Annotated in this window: 20 protein-coding genes; 12 read left to right on the top strand and 8 right to left on the bottom strand. The window is 40.3% G+C overall.

Annotated elements, in window-relative coordinates; all coding sequences use genetic code 11:
• Positions 1-8: 8 nt before the first annotated feature.
• From BUC01_RS09225 to BUC01_RS09205, 5 genes are all read right to left on the bottom strand, one after another.
• A complete protein-coding gene (locus BUC01_RS09225; protein WP_117988570.1) occupies positions 9-965 on the bottom strand; it encodes a hypothetical protein in 957 nt (318 codons plus the stop codon).
• Positions 966-1,370: 405 nt separating this feature from the next.
• Positions 1,371-2,495, bottom strand: a complete 1,125-nt coding sequence (locus BUC01_RS09220; RefSeq protein WP_025835507.1) for an OmpA family protein — start codon at positions 2,493-2,495, stop codon at positions 1,371-1,373.
• A gap of 53 nt (positions 2,496-2,548) precedes the next feature.
• Complete coding sequence (locus BUC01_RS09215; RefSeq protein ID WP_025835509.1) at positions 2,549-3,298, bottom strand: YjbH domain-containing protein; 750 nt, start codon at positions 3,296-3,298, stop codon at positions 2,549-2,551.
• Between the two features lie 51 nt (positions 3,299-3,349).
• Positions 3,350-5,545 carry a peptidase associated/transthyretin-like domain-containing protein gene (locus tag BUC01_RS09210; RefSeq protein WP_159106544.1) on the bottom strand — a complete coding sequence of 732 codons (2,196 nt, stop codon included), beginning with the start codon at positions 5,543-5,545 and terminating at the stop codon, positions 3,350-3,352.
• Positions 5,546-5,561: 16 nt separating this feature from the next.
• Positions 5,562-6,584 (bottom strand): hypothetical protein, encoded by a 1,023-nt coding sequence (locus tag BUC01_RS09205; RefSeq protein ID WP_243462769.1) that lies wholly within the window; start codon positions 6,582-6,584, stop codon positions 5,562-5,564.
• Positions 6,585-6,884: 300 nt separating this feature from the next.
• Here BUC01_RS09205 and BUC01_RS09200 point away from each other — a divergent pair, with 300 nt between their 5' ends.
• From BUC01_RS09200 to rplT, 12 genes are all read left to right on the top strand, one after another.
• Positions 6,885-8,024 (top strand): site-specific integrase, encoded by a 1,140-nt coding sequence (locus BUC01_RS09200; protein ID WP_025835513.1) that lies wholly within the window; start codon positions 6,885-6,887, stop codon positions 8,022-8,024.
• An 842-nt stretch (positions 8,025-8,866) separates the two neighbouring features.
• Complete coding sequence (locus BUC01_RS09195) at positions 8,867-10,114, top strand: hypothetical protein (RefSeq protein ID WP_025835514.1); 1,248 nt, start codon at positions 8,867-8,869, stop codon at positions 10,112-10,114.
• Between the two features lie 10 nt (positions 10,115-10,124).
• The gene (locus BUC01_RS09190) at positions 10,125-11,615 is read left to right on the top strand and encodes a peptidase associated/transthyretin-like domain-containing protein (RefSeq protein WP_073313474.1); all 1,491 of its coding nucleotides are present in this window, start codon (positions 10,125-10,127) and stop codon (positions 11,613-11,615) included.
• 46 nt (positions 11,616-11,661) lie between these two features.
• On the top strand, positions 11,662-12,408 hold the full coding sequence (locus tag BUC01_RS09185) for a YjbH domain-containing protein (protein WP_025835518.1): 747 nt from the start codon (positions 11,662-11,664) through the stop codon (positions 12,406-12,408).
• A gap of 56 nt (positions 12,409-12,464) precedes the next feature.
• Positions 12,465-13,670, top strand: coding sequence for an OmpA family protein (locus BUC01_RS09180; protein WP_073313471.1), 1,206 nt, complete (start codon positions 12,465-12,467; stop codon positions 13,668-13,670).
• Between the two features lie 129 nt (positions 13,671-13,799).
• Complete coding sequence (gene ruvX / locus BUC01_RS09175) at positions 13,800-14,222, top strand: Holliday junction resolvase RuvX (protein ID WP_025833641.1); 423 nt, start codon at positions 13,800-13,802, stop codon at positions 14,220-14,222.
• A 50-nt stretch (positions 14,223-14,272) separates the two neighbouring features.
• Positions 14,273-14,827 carry a peptide deformylase gene (gene def, locus BUC01_RS09170; RefSeq protein ID WP_025833639.1) on the top strand — a complete coding sequence of 185 codons (555 nt, stop codon included), beginning with the start codon at positions 14,273-14,275 and terminating at the stop codon, positions 14,825-14,827.
• Positions 14,828-14,943: 116 nt separating this feature from the next.
• Positions 14,944-16,998, top strand: a complete 2,055-nt coding sequence (locus tag BUC01_RS09165) for a tetratricopeptide repeat protein (RefSeq protein ID WP_025833637.1) — start codon at positions 14,944-14,946, stop codon at positions 16,996-16,998.
• Between the two features lie 78 nt (positions 16,999-17,076).
• Positions 17,077-19,017 carry a threonine--tRNA ligase gene (gene thrS, locus BUC01_RS09160; protein WP_025833635.1) on the top strand — a complete coding sequence of 647 codons (1,941 nt, stop codon included), beginning with the start codon at positions 17,077-17,079 and terminating at the stop codon, positions 19,015-19,017.
• A 123-nt stretch (positions 19,018-19,140) separates the two neighbouring features.
• On the top strand, positions 19,141-19,722 hold the full coding sequence (gene infC, locus BUC01_RS09155; protein WP_051568832.1) for a translation initiation factor IF-3: 582 nt from the start codon (positions 19,141-19,143) through the stop codon (positions 19,720-19,722).
• 68 nt (positions 19,723-19,790) lie between these two features.
• A complete protein-coding gene (gene rpmI, locus BUC01_RS09150) occupies positions 19,791-19,988 on the top strand; it encodes a 50S ribosomal protein L35 (protein ID WP_007214084.1) in 198 nt (65 codons plus the stop codon).
• A 96-nt stretch (positions 19,989-20,084) separates the two neighbouring features.
• A complete protein-coding gene (rplT, locus tag BUC01_RS09145; RefSeq protein ID WP_007214085.1) occupies positions 20,085-20,435 on the top strand; it encodes a 50S ribosomal protein L20 in 351 nt (116 codons plus the stop codon).
• A 519-nt stretch (positions 20,436-20,954) separates the two neighbouring features.
• Here rplT and BUC01_RS09140 read toward each other — a convergent pair.
• Genes BUC01_RS09140 through BUC01_RS09130 form a run of 3 tightly spaced genes read right to left on the bottom strand, consistent with a single transcriptional unit; the run spans position 20,955 to position 24,463 of the window.
• Entirely contained in the window at positions 20,955-22,262 is a 1,308-nt protein-coding gene (locus tag BUC01_RS09140; protein ID WP_025833627.1) for a phenylacetate--CoA ligase family protein, read from the bottom strand.
• A 22-nt stretch (positions 22,263-22,284) separates the two neighbouring features.
• The gene (locus tag BUC01_RS09135; RefSeq protein ID WP_025833626.1) at positions 22,285-22,866 is read right to left on the bottom strand and encodes an indolepyruvate oxidoreductase subunit beta; all 582 of its coding nucleotides are present in this window, start codon (positions 22,864-22,866) and stop codon (positions 22,285-22,287) included.
• A gap of 4 nt (positions 22,867-22,870) precedes the next feature.
• Positions 22,871-24,463, bottom strand: a complete 1,593-nt coding sequence (locus BUC01_RS09130; RefSeq protein ID WP_073313468.1) for a thiamine pyrophosphate-dependent enzyme — start codon at positions 24,461-24,463, stop codon at positions 22,871-22,873.
• Between the last annotated feature and the right edge of the window lie 92 nt (positions 24,464-24,555).

The following is a 24,555-nucleotide window of genomic DNA, read 5'->3' as shown; positions in this document are numbered from 1 at the left end:
CAATAAAATTAAAAATTTAGTAATTCTGATTTAATAAAATATGGATTAAAACTATTATTACTCATTATATTCTCGCTTGCATTCGTCCGGAATCCCTTATAATAATAGCGTTCGTTGCCTGCATTATAAGCGATGCCCATATTCTTGGACGGTGTCACGCGAGGTATATATCCCTTTCTTTTATATTTATAAGGTGGAAGCGCGACTTGAAATCTAAAACCACCGTTAGATTTTGCTCCTTGTGCTTTCATGGCATAAAAGCCAATTGAGCAATATCGGAAGTGACGAATCAAATCAAACCGTAGGCCTTTTTCACCCAATAGATATTGTTCTCCTTTCAAACTTGCCTGAACATTATATTGGGGCCAATAAAAATTAACTCCCAAACTCCATGTTAAGCGGGTTTTAGTTCCATAGTAAACTTCAAATCCATCCCATTCATAAGTAGCTGTTACACCTATACGTCCTTCGAATGAGAAACGTTCATCAGCTTTCAGCACGTGATACAGTTTTAGGTCACCTCCATAACGACTAGCATTGAAAGCTCCCACTGTTCCAGTAAGCCACATATTATAAGGTAAACGAACAGTTTGCTGTAATGTCAGAAATCCGGGGTGTACCTTATCTGCCAAATCACCATACCCATCGTTATATACCGGAAATACCATCTGCGCAGTCAATTTCATCCCTTTCCAAAGAGAAACTTCAATGGCAGGGGATAAATTGAAAAGCACCTGATATATCTGTGTTATCACTAAGTTTTTTAATGATAGCTCCGGATATACAACCACATCTACCTTAAACAAAGAACTATTTTTTCTCTTTTCTTTCCGAATCTGCTTCCATGAGTTGCCCAAATTGTAACTAACACCCCAATCAGAACGGCTTGCTTCAGGAACGCTGTCACCAATGATCGGCTTATAATAAAGAGAAATTTGAGGCACATTATTATCCAGAACGATTATCCGACATGGCTTTTTATCCGGAAACTATAAGGATAGCTAATAAATAAATGAAATAGTTGTAATGCGCAGAATATCAGCAAATAAACGGATTGTTTAAAAAGGTGGGATATTGAGATGTTTACTGGCTTTTCTGTGTAAGCAAAGCCATATTGTTACCTGTTTGTTTTCCTGTTCATAAGTTGTATTTAATAATTATTTAATTATTTATTTATGCCAGGTTATAGATGATTGGTACAAATTGTGCAAATAATTTCAGGTATGTATTTGTGTTCTTATATAATTACAAATTCATTTTAGTTTTTATATAATCTGGCTTTGACTTCTTTATAACAAAAAAGGTGTCTAACAGCAGTCAGACACCTTTTCTCTTTTATAGAGTTTATACTCTACGAATTCTTACTTCATTTATTCCAGAATTACTACGCGGTTCAAGTAGTCCTTACTGAACATATTAGCTGTGCCACCGAAGCCCACGAGTTCAATCTGGTCTTCGCTTACACCTTCCTTAACCAATGCGTCGTAAACGGCCTGAGCACGTTTTTCAGACAACTTCTGGTTTACGGAAGCACTACCGGTAGCCTTGTCGGCGTATCCGGCAATCTTGTACTTCTTATCCGGGTTAGCCTTCAGAATCTTGGCAGCCAACTGGATGTTAACCATACCATAATCATCGATACGGGCGCTACCAAGTTTAAAGAATACAGCACGAGGACCGGCAACTTGGATTTCCTTCACTACTTCTTTAGTTACAGGTTTAGAGCTGTTAGACATAGCGTTTTTAGCATTTGCCAGGTCAGCCTGAGCCTGTGCCAATTCGCTTCTGTACTTGTTCACCTCGTTGTTGATGGCGTTCTGGTCAACCTTTGCGCCACAAGAAACGAAATTCTTGCCACCGAAAGTATAAGTGACACCGGCAGTCAAAGATACGGCACCATCGGTGTAGGCACTGCTCTGACTTCCAAATATAGAAGGAGAAACTTCGCCTCTTGCTTCAATGTTGATATCCAAATACTTGTTCACGTTGAACTGTCCCATCAAACCAACGGAACCGTTAATCAGAGCATTCAACTTATCCTGTTTGCCGTATGTTTTTGCAAATGTCAGGCCGGGACCGGCAAATACAGACAATGTAAACAAGCGGTCAGGATTATATCCGCAAATGGAGTTGGACAGATTGTACATAGCATCTGCACGCAAAGTGAAATACTTCTTATTCTTGACTTCTGCGTAAGTACCTTCTACCTGTCCGCGTTCTGAATACAATGTCGACCACAGTCCGGCAACTTGTCCACGAACTCCCCAGATAGGATTGAATAATTTACCCACTGACACGTGAATCAGTGGTGTGATGGCATTTCCGATGCCATAATCAAAGTTGTCAGGGTTAACACACGCCTGAGCTCCTACGCCAGCGCTAATAAAGATATTATCTTTGAATTTCTCGCTGTAGTATTTCTCTTTGGTCTGTGCGCCTGCCGAAACGGCAGTACCTGCTAACAGTAAAGATAATATTACTAATTTACTTTTCATTGTTTTTTAGTTTTAGTTCGTTTAACTCTTTAATTTTAATTTGCCTCAATCACTTACTTTAAATAGATTTTATAAGCAAGTCCACCTGTGAAATATTTCATTCTTTGCAATTCTACTTGCATATGCAAATGATTGAAAAGCAAATAAGTGGCGCCCAACGCAAAATCTTTCGAATCATACTCTGCTATTATTCTCAAATCAGGAGCAAAACTTGGATTGTAACTAATGCCTGCCGCTATTCCGTTGAGACTGTACTCTACTCTTTCATTATACAAATAAGAGAGGTGTACACCGATTTCCTCGGTTCCTATTGGAAGGTGTTTGGTCGCAGCTATATAGAAACGGCTAAAATATCCATTCCCGGTTTTCGAACTTACGACTCCGCCTCCGGAGGAGGTGAAAGGGTCTGAAGTTCCCAGAACCACAGTCGGCATATATTTCCAGAATTGTCCTTCTTTCAAAGCCCGCAGTCGGACGGAAAAATATCTGTCCTGATTCGTAAATCCTGAATAACCATAAGGTTTCAACCCCAGTGCTTCCGCTTTGAAAAGGGTGCAGGTATAAGCAACCTCTATCCAGGGCAGAATGGTTACATTCAAGTAATAATTATACGTATGGTAATACCACGTAGGAGGAGTTATCTCCTTGTTCATAAAATTACCGCCAAGCATCACTGTCTTATCTCTCTGCATTTCTGCAGAAGGGGCATGCAGCAAGCCGGTAGTTCCATAAGTTAATTGGGCCGGGAGCATGTATGGTGCACTGACAAGTAACACTGTGATAAACAATCGTTTTAGTCTCATTAGATACCATTTCATGCTTTTCCCGGTTCAATTATGTTTTTAAGAGTGAAATTATTCAAAGTCAATAATACCACCACCGGCGTTCAAGTCGGTACCGTGTCCGTGTCCGGAGTGATTCAGTTCATCTCTCACCTCTAAATCATAAGACATGATAGATTTTACTGTTACAGCTACATCAACTTCAGTCTTATCTGCCTTGATTACTTTAACCGTGTAAGTCTTAATCAATTCAGTCTTTGTCAGATTAAAGCCTGTTACTTGCCTGTATGCAGATATAGTCTTATCGATGCTGAACTTGGTATCAACATAAGCATTCACAGGAGCAACACCTAAGTTATCAGCCTTAATCATCTTAGTAAGCATATCAGTGATATAAGTAATGGTGGATTCTTTCATGCCTTTCAGAGCATCAGCGGTAGCCATAGAAGGAGTTTTGTCCACATACATACTACCTCCCTTATAAGAGCCCTTAATGGTTACCAGTTGAGGAGCAGATCCTGTATAACATGCTTTCTCCAAGAAAGTAGCAGGAAGAATCGGTTTAATGCTGACAGTATCGATACCGTTTTCGTATCCGAACTTAAATTTAGAGAAGTGGCTGATATTACCGATAAATTTACCATCTACATAAGTAGCATAGTTACGTTTGCCACCTACCTTATCAATAGTCCATGCTTTCGTTACTTCATTGTAGTACATAACGCCCAGACAGAAGTCGGGTTCTTCGTTGCTCGCTACTGTAACAGGTGATTCAAATTTAACCTGCATAGGAATAGTGAAAATGACACCGCTTGGGGTACCTTCATAAGTACGTACGGCAGTTTCTGATTTTTCAGTAATTACATCGCGGGAAACTGATATATTTTCAGCAACGGCAACAGTGGTAGTTCCGCCGGTTTCGTTGGCCTTAGTATAAATCACCTTTGTACCTTCCGGAATGACGATGCGATCTTCTTCCTGTACAACAGTACTACTGCTACCTTCACCCTTTACAATATCAGAAACCAAAGGTATATTAATTTCAGTTTTCACTTCGGTTACAGCTACCTCTTCAACCTTAACTTCCTCACCGGTTGATTCTTGCATTGAACTAATAATGTCTTCAACTGTTACCTTAGTCTCTTCACCTGTCTCATGGTCAACGATAACTGCCTCTTCTTTTTTAGCTTCTTCAGGAGTAGTAGTGGTTGTTTCACCGCTTCCTACAACATCAGCAGAAGTACTACCACCAATTGAACCGTCATCACCTTCCGGAGCTTTGTCGGCAATACTCTTCAATGTAGCGTTTACGGAAGTTACAGAAGTTTCACCTGCGGCAACAAGTTTAACCAAGAAGCTACAAGCATACGGATAGAAACCTGTCTTGTTGATTTTTACTGTAGCTATAGTAGTCGGAGTAACGACATCAGTCGGGAGAGTAAGTGAATAATAACCATTCTTACTTCCCACTTCATAGTTTTGACCGCTGTTAAGACTGATAGTTACAGCTGCGTCAGCTATAATTACGCCATTTGTATTCCAGATGTTACCCTCAATCACATATTTAGCAGGACTTACATCTGCTATCTTCTGCAATACTACCTGCACTTTGCTGGTTATCACATTGACGCCTTCGCCTTCCACTGTACCGGCGTTAGCGATCACGATGTTAGCATAACCGGTTTCATAACCTTTCACGTTGATAACCGCTACATATACACCCGGCTCAATGTTGTTTACATCGCTATCTACTGATTTGAAAGTATTACCGGAAACAGAAACACTCAATCCGGGGATAACAACAGCACCATCAGTGAGGGTGATAGCTTTACCCGCGTTATCAAAGACGCCGCCTTCGATGTTGTACTTGTTTGTCTTTGTCTTCGGCGTTTCAGGAGTAGAAGACGAATAAAGAGCGGCATTTACAGTGTAAACCCTTGTACTACCTTTCGCAACTTCTTCTACATTAACAGAAGTAACAACTGTCTTGTAGCCAGCCTTAGAAATTGTAATTTTCTGCAAGCCTACGCTTGTAGTGAATTTGTAAGTACCATCCGCTCCTGTCGTAGTACCATTTACAGTAGCTCCAGCCAGAGCTGCCCCTGTTTCTGCATCTGTTATGATACCACCAACGATGTACGTAGCCTCTTCCGGAGTTGGTGTAGGTACATCGATTTCCTCTTTCTCGTAGCAACCGGCAAAGATGCCACACATTGCTACTAACATTAACGCCAGTCTGACGTTAAAACTGAATAATTTACCATTCATTTTCATCTCAATAAAATTAAAAATTTAACAATTCTGATTTAATAAAATATGGGTTAAAACTATTATTATGCATTATGTTATCATCTGGCATAGCCCTATATCCTTTATAATAATATTGCTCGTTTCCGGCGTTGTATGCAAGTCCCATGTTATAGGAAGGCGTGATGCGGGGAACATAACCATGCCGTTTATACTTATAGGGTGGCAAAGCGATTTGAAATCGAAATCCTCCGTTCGCTTTTACGCCTTTAGCTTTCATTGCATAGAATCCAATGGAAACATAGCGAAAATGCCTGATCATGTCAACTCTCACTCCTTTTTCTCCTAACAAATATTGCTCAACCTTCATGCTCGTCTCAATATTATAATACCGAGGCCAATAAAATTCGGCTCCCAATGACCATGTAAAACGCTTCTTTGTTCCATAGTGCATTGTAAAGCCATTCCAATAACCGGCTCCCGTATATCCGATCCGCCCTGTCAAAGAGAACCGTTCATCCCATATACAATGATGAACTGCTTGAAAATCCAAGCCATATCTTTCACTACTAAAATGTCCTATAGTGAATGTCCCCCAAATGTTATAAGGCAATCTTAACTTCTGTGATATACCGATAAATCCAGGATGTACTTTATCATATAAATAAGGGTATCCATCGTTATAAATAGGTACTACTATTTGAGCTGTTAGTTTCATTCCTTTCCAGAGTGAAACTTCCACAGCAGGAGACAGATTAAATAGAACCTGGTATATCTGTGTGATTATCAGATTCTTCAATGATAATTCCGGATATATCACCACATCCACCTTAAACAAAGAACTATTCTTTCTTTTTACTTTATCAGCTTTCTTCCAGCTATTACCCAGGCTGTAGCTTACATCCCAGTCCCTACGGCTTACTTCAGGTACGCTGTCGCCTATAATCGGATTATAAAGCAAAGAAATTTGAGGTATATTATTATCCAGAACTACAATACGGCATGGCTTTTTATCCGGAAATCGAAATAAGGGTCTATTGAGATAAATAAAACAGACAATATACTATCATTTAACGCATTGCATAATAGTAAACAATAACATTACTTTTCAATAATGTTTCTTTTTTATACATTTATATTGTATATTTGTTGCTGACTTGTTACTATTTCTGCATCTATGAAAAGAACAGGGATCCTTTTTATTTTTCTAATATTCAATAATTTAAATACAAAAAGAAGCAATAGAATAGAATAAAGTTCAAATGCTCAATCATTTGAAACTTGTATTTGTTACCATAATGTTACCTATTAAATTAGGATGTATATATTTATGATTAAAACAGGTAGGCTAAACAATAATATGAAAGAAGAACTTAAAATTAAAGAACCAATAAAAATAAGGGTTAAACATTTGGCTAATGGAAACAAGTCGATATACCTTGATATGTATATGAATGGAAAGCGAAAATATGAATTCCTGAAATTATATATAATACCTGAATTCAACAAGTCGGACAGGGTGCGCAATAGCGAGACTCTTAAATTGGCAAATGCCATTAAGGCTCAGCGAATTATCGAGTTACAGAATCAGGTTCACGGTTTCAAGACCAATAAAGTATCTCATATAAAGTTGATTGATTACTTGCAAAGTGTAGCTGAAAAGAAATCTGAAAATGAAGTTCGTAGAACTGCCTTACATGCCGTAATTTGCCACCTCAAACGTTATGATTCTCATGACATCCAACTTAACAGAGTGGACAAAGAATATATTATGGGATTTTTGGATTATCTAAAAGATGCCAAACAGGCTCACAGCAAAAAAGAGAAATTGCTGCATGCTAATACCCAAGCCTATTATTATAAGATGCTGCGGTACTGCCTGAATTATGCAGTGTCTGAAGAATTGATATCATCCAACCCTATGAATAAAATAAAGAATGAAGAAAAACCGCATCGAAACCGGACCGAAAGGGAATTTCTCACTATAGGCGAATTGAAAAAACTGGCTCAAACGCCTTTTTATAACACTTTATTAAAGAAAGCTTTCCTTTTTAGTTGCTTTTGTGGATTAAGACATTCTGATATCATAGCGCTTACATGGGAAAATATCGAGATAGATGAAAACGGAAATTCCAAATTGCACATTATTCAAAAAAAGACTAAAGAAGCTATCTCTCTGCCTCTTAGTCAAGAAGCAATAAAACAGTTGCCCAAAAGGAAAGGTTGCAACCATAATGATAAAATCTTTAAAGGATTGATTACCTTGGGCAGAACTAATGAAATTTTGCCCAGATGGGCAGAGCAGGCCGGAATTAAGAAGCATATTACATTTCATACCGCTCGCCATACTCACGCAACTATGTTACTGACTTTAGGAGTCGATTTGTATACTGTTTCCAAACTGCTTGGACATACTAACATACAAACAACACAGGTTTATGCTAAACTTGTAGACGAAAGCAAGAAGAAGGCAATCGACCTCATTCCAAGCATAACGTAACCCATAGTCCATAGCTACAAACATTTTGAAGAAAAATGAAACATTTTTGTAACACACAAATTCTGATATTATTTACAAAAAACAAAGTTATGCATAAAAAGTAGCATATAAATACGCATATATTCGACCGGTATGCATGAAAATGTAGATCCCCCCCCTTTCTTGCTAACAAGAAGTCAACTTCTTGCGAACAGAGAATCAACTTCTTGTCAACAGGAAGTTAACTTCATGTAGAATGAACCTTCTAAGCCTTATAAAAGACACTTCAAAGACTCAAAATAGCACATTTTTTCATCTATTTCATCTATAAATAAGTTACAAAATAATATATCATTAAGTTTATTAAATCAAAATAGAACCATCTTAAAGATACACTTATCCACAAAGTCCTACCAAAAATGCAAATAGACAATTTAAATATTATCTTTTTGATCAATGTAAATCTTATAAGATTACGTTTTTCTCGCAATCCTTTCCAACTGTTTGCAAATAAGCCATAGAAAGTATATTAGAAAATACAAAATGACAAAATGATAAAAGATAGATTATTTCTACTCATATCAAGAGATATGATAATTCGTTTTCTATAAAGGCAGCATATAATCAAAATTACTTTTATAGCCATATTTTTTGTATAAATATAGCATCCATTAGCCATTTACTAACCTCTTAATCATGCATAATAAGCTCTTGGATAAAGAATATCGCCATTAAGAAAGCTGTTATGCAAAAAAAGCTACATTATTTTATTTTTTCATGTAAAATTCTTTGGTATTATTAAAAATGTGTCTATTTTTGCACCATATTTTGTGTCGTAGAGATGCAGAAATTTAATAAAAAAGATGAGGTATACAAACTCTAACATGGTAAAGTGTCTAACTATTAAAGCAATAGCACGATGTGCGGCGCTCTTTTTATTCTGTTTGCTTCCTTTAAAGGGAATTTGCCAAACAGGAGAAAATACGGTAAATACTTTAGTAGAAATGGGATTTGAGAATGTGGGGTGGACGGAAGATGGCAAAGAACGTGTATATGTTCTGCAAAATTCCGCATATCGTCTGAATGGAGTAGGTATTGGCAAAGCCGTAGATGTTATCCAAAAGATGGGTTTACCGGATAAAAAGCCATGTCGGGTAATCGTTCTTGACAATAACGTGCCTCAGATTTCTCTTTACTATAAGCCAATTATCGGTGACAGCGTTCCAGAGGCAAGTCGTGCGGATTGGAATGTTAGTTATGATTTAGGTGGAACGTGGAAAGAAGCACGGAAAATAAAGAGAGAAAATAGTTCTTTGTTTAAGGTAGATGTGGTCGTATATCCTGAGCTCTCGTTGAAGAATTTGGTAATCACGCAGATTTATCAGGTACTTTTTAATTTATCACCAGCAATTGAGGTCTCGTTATGGAAAGGAATGAAGTTAACTGCTCAGATGGTTTGCCCAGTTTATAATGATGGATATGGGACTCTTGCTGGTAAAATACATCCAGGCTTTCTAACATTGCAACAATGTGTTCGTTTACCTTATAATATGTGGCTTACAGGAACCGTTGGAGCTTTTAATGCTGGGCGTTATGGAGGTGATCTGAAATTGCTTCATGTACTGAAAGCCGATGAACGCTTTTCGTTCGAAGGGCGTATCGGGGTGACAGCCACTTATGAATGGGATGGATTTGAAGTTTACTATGGAACTAAAACACGCTTGACATGGAGTTTGGGCGCTAATTTTTATTGGCCGCAATATAATGTACAAGTAAGTTTAAAGGGTGAACAATATTTGTTGGGGGAAAAGGGTATACGGCTTGATTTGATTCGCCACTTTCGTTATTGCTCAATTGGTTTTTATGCTACAAAAGCACAAGGAGCTAAATCGAACGGTGGCTTTAGATTTCAGGTTGCGCTTCCACCTTATAAATATAAAAGAAAGGGATATATACCTCGCGTGACGCCGTCCAAGAATATGGGTATCGCTTATAATGCGGGCAATGAACGCTATTATTATAAGGGATTCCGGGCGAATGCTAGTGAGAATATAATGAGTAATAATAGTTTTAATCCATATTTTATTAAATCAGAATTACTAAATTTTTAATTTTATTGAGATGAAAAAGAAAAGTTTCTTTAATGGCTACAATGCTAAATTAGCATTAGCCGTAGTGGCCTTGTCTGGGGCTCTTTTAACCGGATGTTACAAGGATGACGGTTTAGATGTAAACGGTCCTGCTGGGGAAATAACTCTCCCGGAACCTGTTTATACTATTGCAGGTAATGTTTTGGATGCTGAAACCTTGAAACCAATTGCTGAAGCTGCTGTATCAGGTGATGCAACTGCAACTGTTGTTAATGGTGGTTTTTCAGTTGATGTGAAAGATCCGAAGTCTTACAACTTGACAGTAAAAGCAGCTGGCTATATGGATGCTACTGTTGCAGTAGATGTTAAGAAAGTAAATGCTGGACAATCGGCTGTGTATACCACTTTAGTTGCTATGCAACCTAAATATGATGGTAAATATACTTTGAATGTTGTGGATTCTGAATTAGGTGCTTTAGCTGCTGCTGATTGGAAAGTTACAACTCTTGCTGGTGAAGCAGTGTCATCTCCTTATGAGGGTGGTCAAACTTACCTGATTACTATTACGAAAGAAGGTTATGTGGTTAAATATGTAACTGTAGAATTGCCAAAAACAAGAACTGATGTAGAAAAGGTTATTAATGTTACTTTGACTAAGCAAGTGATTGGTAAGGTTAAGATATACGGTGAGCTTTCTTTGAATGGTCAATTGTACAATGCTAAATCTATTAAACTGAAAAATAGTAAAGGTAATCTTCTGGGTGTAGATGAAGGATATACTTATAACTTTGAGGTTCCGGCTACTGAGTTTGAAGTTGTAACGAGAGCTGTTTCTGAAACGAAGACTGCAACATTCACTTTTGAAATTGTTGACCAAAATAACGTGAAGATGTCTTTCAATAAGACATTTACAATTAAGGTTACGCCTGATGGTAGTATAGAAGAAGGTGATAGTGAGGTAGAAGCTCCTATTGAGTTCAAGGTAAATGTAGAACCTGATGATCTTGGAGTAGTGAATGCCTGGGATGATGTATATGTGATGACTGTCGATATTTGTAATGATAGCGACAGAGAACCATTACCTTTTACCTTTGAGTATCGTGATTATACAGGTGCAGAATCTGTAGTAGCTGAAAGCGATTACGTGAATAAATTGTATGAAGCAGGTTTAAAGAGTGGGGAATTGTATGAATCAATCGTAGATTTGATGACGATCAATGAAGAGAAATTTACTTCTACTTTGAAAGAGGGTAAACAAGAAGTTCCTGTACAAAAATTGCTGAAGACTATGAAAATTGTTCATAAGTATGCTAAGGTTGTTTATACATTGAAGGATATTACTGTAGATGGTGCTGTTGTGTCTGAATTTGAAAAGGCTTATGGAGCAAAGAATACTTTGAAGGAAGCTGCAAAAACTGATTTCGATGTGACAGATCTATATGATATTTCTCATTCACATGGTCATGGTCATGGTCATGGTGACAATCAAAACGCCGGCGGCGGTATGGTTGAAGCGGAATAATGATGAATGTTTTTGAACCGAAAGTATAAGAGAAAGCAATAGTGAAATGATAAAACGCTTAATAGTTAGTTGTTTGTTACTTTGTAGTACGCTTGTACTTTCGGCTCAATTAACTTATGGAACCACAGGATTATTGCATGCTCCTTCAGCAGAGATGCAGAAAGATAAAACAGTAATGCTGGGTGCCAATTTTATGAATAGGGAGATAACTCCTCCTACGTGGTACTATCACACATATAACTATTACTTGAATGTTACCATTTTGCCTTGGTTAGAGGTTGCTTATACTTGTACTCTTTTTAAGGCAGAAGCGTTAGGATTGAAACCCTATGGTTATTCAGGTTTTACGAATCAGGATAGATATTTTTCTATCCGACTGCGAGCCTTGAAAGAAGGACAGTTTTGGAAATATATGCCGGCTGTCGTATTAGGTACTTCTGATCCTTTCACTTCTTCTGGGGGTGGGGAAATAAGTACTACGGAGGGAAATGGTTATTACAGCCGTTTTTATATAGCTGCGACCAAACACTTCAATATAGGTAAGGAAGAGATAGGTGTTCACTTGTCTTACTTATATAACAGACGGAAGGAATATAAATTAAATGGTATTGCTGTAGGCATTAGTTATAATCCAACTTTTACTCCGAATTTAAGGATGATTGCAGAGTATGATTCGAAAGATTTTGCGTTGGGTGCCACCTATTTGCTTTTCAATCATTTGCATGCGCAAGTAGAATTGCAAAGAATGAAATATTTTACTGGTGGACTCATGTTCAGAATCACATTGAAATAAGTTCTGGTTGGAAAGTGAATAAGTACAAAGAGTTAAACAATAAAAAATAGAAAAAAATGAAAAGTAAATTAGTAATATTATCTTTACTGTTGTCGGGAGCAGTTGCTGTTGCCAACGCACAAACTAAAGAGAAGTACTACAGTGAGAGCTGGAAGGACAATATCTTTATTAGTGTGGGAGTAGGTGCACAGGCTGGTGCGAATCCTGACACCAAATTTGGTAAAACAGTGACTCCGCTGATTAACCTATCAGTCGGTAAGTATATCTCTCCCATTTGGGGAGTCCGTGGACAAATCTACGGTTGGCAATCAAAGCAGGAAACTGCTTATCCATTCCTGGATTTGGATAACCGTACAGAACGTAAAGAAAACTACGTCGGCTTGAATGCTGATGCAATGTTGAACTTGACTAATTTGATTTGCGGTTATAAACCGGGTCGTGTATTCGAGTTGAGCGTATTTGCAGGTCCTTCTGTAAATATCGTTAAGAATTATGGTGATTTGCAGTTGGGCTATAAAACAGATGATGGTGTAGTCGGTGCTGATGGTACGAAATATACTACTACTATTGATCCTGCAACTACTAAACCCGTTAATCACGAGTTACGTTGGTTAGTTGGTGCCAGTGTAGGTTTAGGAGCTAAGTTTAATGTAAACGAGAAATGGGCTATCGACCTTGAAGCTCGTGGACAGGTTACTCCTTCTATCTTGGGTGCTTACAGTAGTGCAAACACTGATGGTTACATTCATCTTACTGCCGGTGCTACTTATACTTTCGGTGGCAAGAAGTTTGTTCCTTGTGGCTCAAGAGTTGATCAGGATGCCATCAACAACGAAGTGAACAAGTACAGAAGCGAACTTGCACAGGCTCAGGCTGACTTGGCTAACGCTAAGAATGCTTTGGCTAACGCTAAGCCTGTAACTAAGGAAGTAGTGAAAGAAATCGAAGTTGCCGGTCCTCGTGCCATCTTCTTCAAGATTGGTAGCGCTCGTATCGATGATTACGGTTTGGTTAACATCCAGTTGGCTGCTAAGATTCTGAAGGCTAACCCGGATAAGAAGTACAAAGTTGCCGGTTACGCTGACAAGGCTACTGGTAGCGCTTCCTGGAACCAGAAGTTGTCTGAAAAACGTGCTCAGGCTGTTTACGATGCATTGATTAAAGAAGGCGTAAGCAAAGACCAGCTCGAACTCGTAGGTTTCGGTGGTACAGCTAACATGTTCGGTAAGAACTATTTGAACCGCGTAGTGATTCTGGAATAAGATATGAGGTCATAGAGTGTAAACTCTATTAAGAAGAGGGTGCTTAACATTGCTTAGGCACCCTTTTTTGTTATTATGGCGTCAGATGAGAGCAAATATCAAATTTTAATCGTAATTTTGTGGCCTATTATGAGTAGAATTTTAGCTATTGATTATGGTAGAAAGCGTACGGGAATAGCTGTTAGCGATACGTTACAGATGATTGCTAACGGGTTGACCACTGTGCCTACGCATGAACTGCTGGCATTTATCATTGATTATATAGGAAAAGAGCCGGTAGAACGTATTCTTGTCGGTCTTCCTAAACAGATGAACAACGAAGCCTCAGAGAATATGAAACGTATCGAGCCTTTTGTCCGCTCATTGAAGAAAAAACTGCCGGATATGCCTGTTGAATACGTTGATGAGCGTTTTACATCTGTTCTGGCGCACCGGACAATGCTGGAGGCCGGATTGAAAAAGAAAGATCGGCAGAACAAGGCGCTTGTAGATGAAATTAGTGCGACTATTATTCTACAGAGTTATTTAGAGAATAAACGTTTTACCTTATAATATAATAAGGTGTATATATAGTGATTTAGTAATTTGTAATTAGATAAAGAATGATTTTACCCATTTATGTATACGGCCAACCCGTATTGAGAAAAGTGGCGGAAGATATTACTCCCGACTATCCTAACTTGAAAGAGTTGATTACGAACATGTTTGAAACGATGGATCATGCAGAAGGCGTAGGACTTGCAGCTCCACAGGTAGGCCTTCCTATTCGCATCGTAGTTATTGATTTGGATGTACTGTCTGAAGATTATCCTGAATATAAGAATTTCCGGAAAGCATATATCAATCCCCATATCCTTGAAGTGTCAGGTGAAGAAGTGTTCATGGAAGAAGGTTGCCTGAGTCTTCCGGGTATTCATGAATCTGTGAAACGTGGTAACAAGATCCACGTAACGTATATGGATGAGAATATGGTGGAGCATGATGAAATAGTTGAAGGTTATTTGGCACGTGTGATGCAGCATGAGTTCGACCATCTGGAAGGAAAGATGTTTATCGATCACCTATCTCCCTTACGCAAACAAATGATTAAGGGAAAACTGAATGCAATGCTGAAAGGGAAGGCTCATTGCACGTATAAGGTAAAGACCGTGAAATAGGCTAATCTTATAATAAGGTATAAAAGGCTCAAAAAATATAAAAAGTCTTCCGCTAATCCTGCGAAGTAAATGAAAAGCGTTACTTTTGTTTCGTTTACAAGCATTTATAAGACAAGATGATAAAAAAGATACTGACGGCTTTCCTGTTGCTTCCCACATTGTTGTGTGCGCAAATCAATACGGAACGCGTGATGACAATCGCGCGTAACGCATTATATTTTGAGGATTATGTGCTTTCCATCCAATATTTCAATCAGGTAATCAACGCGAAGCCTTATTTATATGAGCCTTACTTTTTCCGTGGTTTGGCGAAGATCAATCTGGATGATTTTCAGGGTGCGGAAGCAGATTGTGATGCTGCTATTCAGCGTAATCCTTTTGTTGTAGGCGCCTATCAGATACGTGGGCTGGCGCGTATCCGTCAGAATAATTATGAGGGTGCTATTGAAGATTATAGGATGGCTTTGAAGTATGATCCGGAGAATATTGTGCTTTGGCATAATCTTTCTCTTTGCCATATGCAGAAAGAAGACTATGAGGCAGCAAAAGATGATTTGGGAAAGCTGCTGAATATTGCTCCCAGATATACACGTGCCTATTTGATGCGTGGTGAAGTGTCGTTGAAGCAAAATGATACGATACAGGCTCTGAATGACTTCGAAAAAGCGATTGATATGGACCGTTATGATCCTGATGGATGGAGTGCGCGTGCCATCGTTCGTTTGCAACAAGGAAAATATGCGGATGCGGAAGGTGATTTGAATCAGGCCATTCATTTAAGTGCGAAAAATGCAGGTAATTATATCAATCGTGCGTTAGCTCGTTTCCACCAAAAGAATCTGAGAGGTGCCATGAGTGATTATGATCTGGCATTGGATATCGACCCCAACAACTTCCTCGGACATTACAACCGTGGTTTGCTGCGTGCGCAGGTGGGTGATGACAACCGTGCAATAGAAGACTTTAACTTTGTCCTGCAAATAGAACCGGATAATATGATGGCAACCTTCAACCGTGGTTTGTTGCGTGCACAAACGGGCGATTATCGTGGTGCTATCGCTGATTATTCGAAAGTGATTGATGAATATCCAAACTTTATGGCAGGATACTATCACCGTGCCGAAGCCCGGAAAAAAGTGGGTGACCGTAAAGGAGCGGAACAGGATGAGTTCAAAATCATGAAAATGCAGATTGATAAGCGCAATGGTGCCACTGCTGATAATAAGGATGCTTCGGGTAATAAAGATGTTGCGGACAACACACAGGATGGTGATGATGGCAGCACGACGCGAAAGAAGTCCGATAAGAATATGGAGAATTATCGGAAGATTGTGATTGCTGATGATTCGGAAGCGGATCAGAAATATAAGAGTGACTATCGCGGACGTGTACAAGATCGTAACGTGACCATTAAGATGGAACCGATGTATGCGCTGACATATTATGAAAAATCGAGTGAAGTGAAGCGTATTGTCCATTTCCATAAATATATCGAGGAGTTGAACCATGAGAAGATATTCCCGAAACCGTTGCGGATTACTAATATGGAAGCTCCGCTGACGGAGGAACAGGTGAGATTCCATTTCGCTTTAGTCGATTCCCATACTTCGGATATCGTAGCGAATGATAAGGATGCCAAGAAGCGTTTCTTGCGCGGACTTGACTTCTATCTGGTGCAAGACTTCACCAGCTCCATAGACGACTTTACCCAGGCAATTCTGTTGGATGACAAGTTCTTCCCGGCTTATTTCATGCGGGCATTGGTACGCTGCAAACAATTGGAATATAAGAAAGCCGAGGCCGGCCTAACAGAAGGCGTTCCCGGTGCTTCCGTTGATAGCAAGAAACAACCTGAAGTGACAGCTCTGGATTATGATATAGTGAAAAATGATCTGGATCACGTAATCCAATTGGCTCCTGATTTTGTTTATGCCTATTATAACCGTGCAAATGTACTGTCCATGTTGAAAGATTACCGTGGTGCATTGGAGGATTATAACAAAGCAATCGAGTTGAATAAAGATTTTGCTGAAGCTTATTTTAATCGTGGTCTGACCCATATTTTCTTAGGTAATAATAAGCTGGGTATAACGGATCTGAGTAAAGCCGGTGAACTTGGTATTGTGTCGGCTTACAATATCATTAAGCGATTTACTGACACGCGTGAATAACATTTTTTTGCTAAAAAATAAAATATCAAAAAGAATTAGCTATTTTTGCGTTCTGAAAATTGAAATATACACAACATTATGATAAAGATTACATTTCCAGACGGCTCCGTACGCGAATATAATGAAGGAGTAACGGGGCTGCAAATTGCAGAAAGCATCAGTTCTCGCCTGGCACAGGAAGTGCTGGCATGTGGTGTGAACGGTGAGATTTATGATTTAGGACGTCCTATCAGTGAGGACGCAAAGTTTGTTCTCTATAAGTGGGAAGATGAGCAGGGCAAACATGCATTCTGGCATACCAGTGCCCACTTGCTCGCTGAAGCGTTGCAAGAACTGTATCCGGGCATCCAGTTTGGTATCGGTCCTGCCATTGAAAACGGCTTCTATTATGATGTAGATCCGGGTGAGGCTACCATCAAAGAGTCTGATTTGCCGACTATTGAAGCAAAAATGGCGGAATTGGTGGCAAAGAAGGAAGCTGTTGTAAGAGAAAGTATTTCAAAAACGGATGCATTGAAGAAATTCGGTGACCGTGGCGAAACCTATAAATGTGAATTGATTTCCGAATTGGAAGATGGTCATATCACGACTTATACGCAAGGTGTCTTTACGGACTTGTGCCGTGGCCCGCACTTGATGACTACTGCTCCGATCAAGGCTATTAAGTTGATGTCGGTTGCAGGTGCATATTGGCGTGGACATGAAGACCGCAAGATGATGACACGTATCTATGGTATCACCTTCCCGAAGAAGAAGATGCTGGATGAATATCTGGTTATGGTGGAAGAGGCCAAAAAACGTGACCATCGCAAGATTGGTAAGGAGATGGATCTGTTCATGTTCTCCGATACGGTAGGTAAAGGTCTGCCGATGTGGCTGCCGAAAGGTACTGCACTGCGTTTGCGCCTGCAAGAGTTCCTGCGTCGTATTCAGGCACGTTACGATTATCAGGAGGTTATCACTCCGCCGATTGGTAACAAGTTGCTTTACATCACTTCCGGTCACTATGCAAAATACGGTAAGGATTCATTTCAACCCATTCATACGCCGGAAGAAGGAGAGGAGTACTTCCTGAAACCGATGAACTGCCCTCACCATTGTATGATTTATAAGAATTCTCCGCGTTCGTATAAAGATCTGCCTTTGCGCTTAGCCGAATTCGGTACGGTTTGCCGTTATGAACAGAGTGGAGAGTTGCATGGATTGACGCGTGTACGTAGCTTTACACAGGATGATGCGCATATTTTCTGCCGTCCCGACCAGGTGAAAGATGAATTCTTGCGCGTGATGGATATCATTTCTATCGTATTCCGTTCTATGGACTTCGCCAATGTGGAAGCACAGATTTCTTTGCGCGATAAAGTGAACCGTGAAAAATATATCGGTAGTGATGAAAATTGGGAAAGAGCCGAACAGTCTATCATTGAAGCCTGTGAAGAAAAGGGATTGACAGCCAAAATCGAATATGGTGAAGCTGCCTTCTATGGTCCGAAACTGGACTTCATGGTAAAGGATGCTATTGGCCGCCGTTGGCAGTTGGGTACTATCCAGGTGGATTATAACTTGCCGGAACGTTTTGAATTGGAATATACGGGAGCTGACAACCAGAAGCACCGTCCGGTAATGATACACCGTGCACCGTTTGGTTCAATGGAACGCTTTGTTGCCGTGCTTATCGAGCATACGGCAGGTAAATTCCCATTGTGGTTGACGCCTGAGCAGGTGGCTATTCTGCCTATCAGCGAGAAATTTAATGATTATGCACAGGAGGTGAAGAAATTCCTGAAGCAATATGATATTCGTGCGATAGTAGATGACCGTAATGAGAAAATCGGACGTAAGATTCGTGATAATGAATTGAAGCGTATTCCTTACATGCTGATTGTGGGTGAAAAAGAAGCTGAAAACAGCGAAGTTTCTGTCCGCAAGCAAGGGGAAGGCGATAAAGGTACTATGAAATTTGAAGAATTTGCTAAAATTTTGAACGAAGAAGTTCAGAATATGATAAATAAATGGTAACTTTGCGCCCACTTGTGAAAGCATAGCATATACGATGTTCTAAAGATCGCTTTTACTTAATAATAAAAAAATAATAATTTGGGAGTAGTAAATAAGAAACAAACTGGAAATAGAGGTTATTTAATGAAAAATGACAGCTTAAAAGGGCAGTATCGGATTAATGAGCAAATCCGTGCCAAAGAAGTCCGCATAGTGGGCGATGAAGTAGAACCTAACGTGTATCCTATAGCTCAGGCATTAAGACTTGCCGAAGAGCATGAAGTGGATCTCGTGGAAATCTCTCCGAATGCACAACCCCCTGTTTGTCGTATCGTCGATTACTCTAAATTTCTTTATCAGCTGAAAAAGCGTCAGAAGGAACAGAAGGCAAAACAGGTAAAAGTAAATGTGAAGGAGATTCGTTTCGGTCCTCAGACTGATGATCACGATTATAACTTCAAGTTGAAGCATGCCATCGGCTTTTTGGAAGATGGCGACAAGGTGAAAGCTTACGTATTCTTCAAGGGGCGTTCAATCTTGTTTAAAGAACAGGGAGAGGTACTGTTGCTGCGTTTTGCCAATGACTTGGAAGAATATGCAAAAGTGGATCAAATGCCGATTTTGGAAGGGAAAAGAATGACAATTCAGCTTTCTCCGAAGAAAAAGGATGTGCCAAAGAAGCCGGTCGCACCGAAAGTGGCTCCGGCTGAGAAAACAGAAGAATAAAAAGAAATGAGTAACGCCGTAGGTATAGTGCGTTGCCATATAATTTAAATAATTTAAAAATAAGTAAGATGCCAAAGATGAAGACTAACTCCGGTTCTAAAAAGAGATTTACTCTTACCGGAACAGGTAAAATCAAAAGAAAGCACGCTTTTCACAGTCACATTTTGACTAAGAAAACTAAGAAGCAAAAAAGAAATCTGTGCCATTCAACTACAGTTGACGTGACGAACGTAAGCCAGGTTAAGGAACTCTTAGCAATGAAGTAAAAAGCGTACAAAGTATTTTAAAGTATTAACCGAATGCATTAGCTTTAAGTCCGTTGCGTGAAGTAATGGCGCTAACATTCAAAAATTAGTAAAACTATGCCAAGATCAGTAAATCACGTTGCTTCAAGAGCAAGAAGAAAGAAAATTTTGAAATTAACCAGAGGTTACTTTGGTGCAAGAAAGAACGTATGGACCGTTGCCAAGAATACTTGGGAGAAAGGTTTGACTTATGCGTTCCGTGACCGTAAGAACAAGAAAAGAAACTTCCGCGCTTTGTGGATTCAGCGTATCAATGCTGCAGCTCGTTTGGAAGGAATGTCTTATTCTAAGCTGATGGGAGCTTTGCACAAAGCAGGAATCGAAATCAACCGTAAAGTTTTGGCTGATTTAGCGATGAACCATCCGGAGGCTTTTAAGGCTATCGTAGCTAAAGCAAAAGCTGCTTAAGTTTATTTAGCAAATAGTTTACAAAGTGCTGATTACGAACGAGTAATCGGCACTTTTTGCTTATATAAGGGAGGATATAGCAGAAAATGTACTGTATGAGAGAAACAATTTCATGTTTTTCCTTGTTTCTTTGACAGAAACTTACTACATTTGTTGTAGAAAATATAGCCGCATTGATTGGATCGGGAAACTCATCAAACTATTATGAAATACCGAGACAAGCTTCGCTTCTCAATGGCGGGCCACGCCCTTCGGGGTAACCTTTGAGTCGGTGGATTACAAAGAGGACGAGCGCTCAAATCATGTCATTCGGAGTTTCATCACATCATCGGTGCGGCTTTTTTATAAAGGGAACGGTAATCTTGGTTGGTTACCGTTCCCTTTTCTTTTTAATGCCACTCATCTCCGGAATATATGTTATAGGTTTATAACAACAGAGATGACCTTCAGACATCTAAAGGTCACCTCTGTACGCCCAAACCAAAGCGTGGGAGTTGTGAGTATTCTCCCCCTGTATGTTTAGTGATTTTGGCGCAAGTCTTTTACTCTGACAGCTTTTCCTTCGCTCTGCGGTAATGAACCTTTTTTCACGAGCTTTAGCTTGGGAGTTACTAATATTTCATCTTTCAGCTGACGGGTAATTTCTTTGCGTATCTTCTCCAGCTCGATATAATTATCGGTAGAAAGATCGCTGAGTTCTACTTCTACAATCATTTCATCCTGGTTGTTTACAGTTTCCAGCGTGATGAGATAATTGCTGCCCAATTGAGGGAATTGTACCAATACTTTTTCGACTTGCATCGGGAAGATATTGACTCCCTTGATGATAAACATATCATCGCTACGTCCCTTGATGCGGTCAATACGCAGATGCGTACGTCCACAAGGGCATTCTCCGGGGAGGATACGGGTAAGGTCTCTGGTGCGGTAGCGTAGCAGAGGCATCATTTCCCGGTCAAGAGTGGTCAGAACTAATTCGCCGATTTCCCCGTCGGGAACCGGTTCTCCTGTTTCCGGATTGATAATCTCGACAAGATAGCAGTCTTCCCAAAAGTGCATACCTTCTTGTTCCTGACATTCAAAAGCGACACCGGGACCATTCATTTCTGTCATTCCGAAGCTGTTGTAGGCCTTAACGCCTAACATGCGTTCGATCTTTTTGCGTTGTTCGTCCGTGTGAGGCTCTGCACCAATAAGAAGTGTTTTCAGGCTGGTGTTTGCCGGGTCTATGCCTTCTTCCTGGAATACCTCTGCCAAACGAATGGCGTAGCTGGGAATGGCATGTAGCGCGGTTGTTTTAAAATCAGTGATGAATTTAATCTGGCGTTTACTATTTCCGGCCGCAGCAGGAACAGTCAATGCTCCCAGACGTTCTGCGCCATATTGGAACCCTAAACCGCCAGTGAACATTCCGTATCCGGAACTATTCTGGAAAACATCAGTTTTACGTACACCCACCATATACAGGCAGCGGGCTACCAGGTTTGCCCAGGAATCCAGATCGTGTTGGGAATGGACAATGACAGTCGGTGTACCGGTGGTTCCGCTTGAGGAGTGAATACGTACACCATCTTCACGCATATTACCTGATACCAGTCCGAAAGGATAGCAAGCACGCATATCTGCTTTAGTGGTGAATGGGATTTTACGGACATCATCCAACGTTTTGATAGTATCGGCAGTGATGTTATGCTCTTGGAATACTTTCTTATAATACGGTGAATTAGCCGCAATATTTATCGTTTTTTTGAGCCGCTGAAGTTGCAGTTCCTGCAACTTTTCGCGGCTCATGGTTTCTATGTCTTCTTCCCAGTATCTGTTATTCATGGTTTTGGTATTTTTGGAGGTCTTACATTAATTTTTCAGCGATTTCCTTTCCGGCCGCGAGTGCTTTGAGATTCATCTCTACAATGGCTTCACCTTTGCGCTCGAAGATTTCACGGATGCTGGTTTGTATTTTCCCATAATCGATGCCAAGAAAGGGGATAGTTGCTCCGAGCAGAACGATGTTTGCTACACGGATAGAACCAATTTCTTTGGCTACTTTGTCTACATTGAGAACAATCTTATGAGGCAATTTATCTAATTCTGCTTTTATGTCGGCTTCTGCCGGATAGTTGGGGATGTTGACGAACGGGGTTTCGTTAGTCACTAACCAACCTTCGGGACTTAGATAGGGAAGATAACGTAACCCTTCCATGGGTTCAAGTGAAATAATCAAATCGCATTTGCCCGAAGGAATGAGATCGGAAGCGATAGGTTGATCGCTGATACGGAGGTTGGACTGTACGTCGCCACCGCGCTGGCTCATGCCGTGAACTTCCGCTTGTTTCATATATAGTCCGTCTTTAAGAGCGGCTTTACCGATTACCGTGGCGATAGAAAGGATGCCTTGTCCACCTACGCCGGAAAGTATGATATCTTTTTTCATGGCTTTACTTGTTTCGTTTTTTACGTGCTAAGGTTTGAATACATTCTCTGCGTGGAATGATAACGGATACTCCGTGGTAATCAATTTCTTCACGGATAATCTGCTTCATTTCTTCGTAATTCTTTTTAAGGGGAACTACTACACGGATGTGTTCGGGTGCTACACCGATGCCACTACAGATGGCTTCAATGCGTCCTGTTCCGGCGGAGTCCTGACCACCTGTCATGGCGGTAGTTTCATTGTCAGAGATAACAATGGTAACATTGGCATTCTCGTTGACGCAGTCTAAGAGTCCCGTCATTCCGGAGTGTGTGAAAGTGGAATCGCCGATGACAGCTACTGCCGGATGGAGTCCGCCGTCGGAAGCACCTTTTGCCATAGTGATAGATGCTCCCATGTCTACACATGAGTTGATGGCATTGAATGGGGCATTGGCTCCCAATGTGTAACAGCCGATATCACTGAATACTTTGTGAGTCGGGTATTCCTCTTTTAATACTTGTGTCAGCACTGTGTACATGTCACGGTGACCGCAACCTTCACATAAAGCAGGCGGACGCATTTCGACAAGAGCAGGAATGCTAAACTCCGATTTGTTTTCTTTTCCTACGCTGCGTGCCACCTTGTCCGGATTTAGTTCACCGTCTTGTGACAATGTGCCGTCCAGGCGTCCTTTTACTTTTACGCCAATGCCAAGATAACCTTTCAGTTGTTTCTCAACGAAGGGCTGACCGTCTTCCAATACTAAGATTTCGTCACAGGCCTCTACCAGTTGTAGGAGTTGTTTGTGGGGCAGCGGATATTGACCTATTTTCAATACAGGATATTCGCAGCCTTCTGGGTAATTTTCCATTAGGTAGTTGTAACCGATGCCACAGGCTATGATACCCATCTTTTTGTTTGGTCCGTCAATATACTTGTTGTATGGAGAGTTTTCAGATGCTTCAACGAATTCAGCCTGGCGTTCCAGTAAAACTTTGTAGCGCTTGCGTGCGTTACCCGGCAACAGGATAAACTGACGCGGGTCTTCACTGAAAGATATCCCATTCTGAGGCTGTTGTGCCTTTTGTTCTACTCCGGAGCGGGAGTGTGCCAGACGGGTTACCATACGCAATAATACCGGTTCGCCAATCTTTTCAGAGAAAGCAAAGCCGTTATAAACCATGTCATATGCTTCTTGTTGATTACTTGGTTCGTACATGGGAATTAGTGAGAAGTCACCATAGAAGCGGCTGTCTTGCTCATTCTGAGAGGAATGCATGCTGGGATCGTCCGCAGCTACGACAATTAATCCGCCTTTTACACCTGTGACGGCTGAATTGATGAAACAGTCTGCAGCCACATTCATACCTACATGCTTCATGCAAACCAATGCTCGTTTACCTACAAATGACATACCTAAAGCGGCTTCCATTGCTGTCTTTTCATTAGAAGCCCAACGACTGTGAATATTTTGTTCAGCCGTAATAGGTGCCATTTGGATGTATTCTGTTATTTCCGTGGAAGGGGTGCCGGGGTAGGCGTAAACACCTGAGAGTCCGGCGTCTAATGCAGCTTGTGCAATGGCTTCATCGCCAAGTAAGAGTTGCTTGCTCATATCTGATTATTTAAATGTTAGTCATGGATTATTAAAAAGGAAAATAATCTGCGTTTTTCATTCGCAAATATAGGCTTTTGCTTTTATTTTAT

Source organism: Bacteroides stercorirosoris, assembly GCF_900142015.1.
GTDB classification, from domain to species: Bacteria; Bacteroidota; Bacteroidia; order Bacteroidales; family Bacteroidaceae; genus Bacteroides; species Bacteroides stercorirosoris.
The sequence above is the reverse complement of the archived record's forward strand: the minus strand, read 5'-3'. Positions and strand labels throughout refer to the sequence as shown.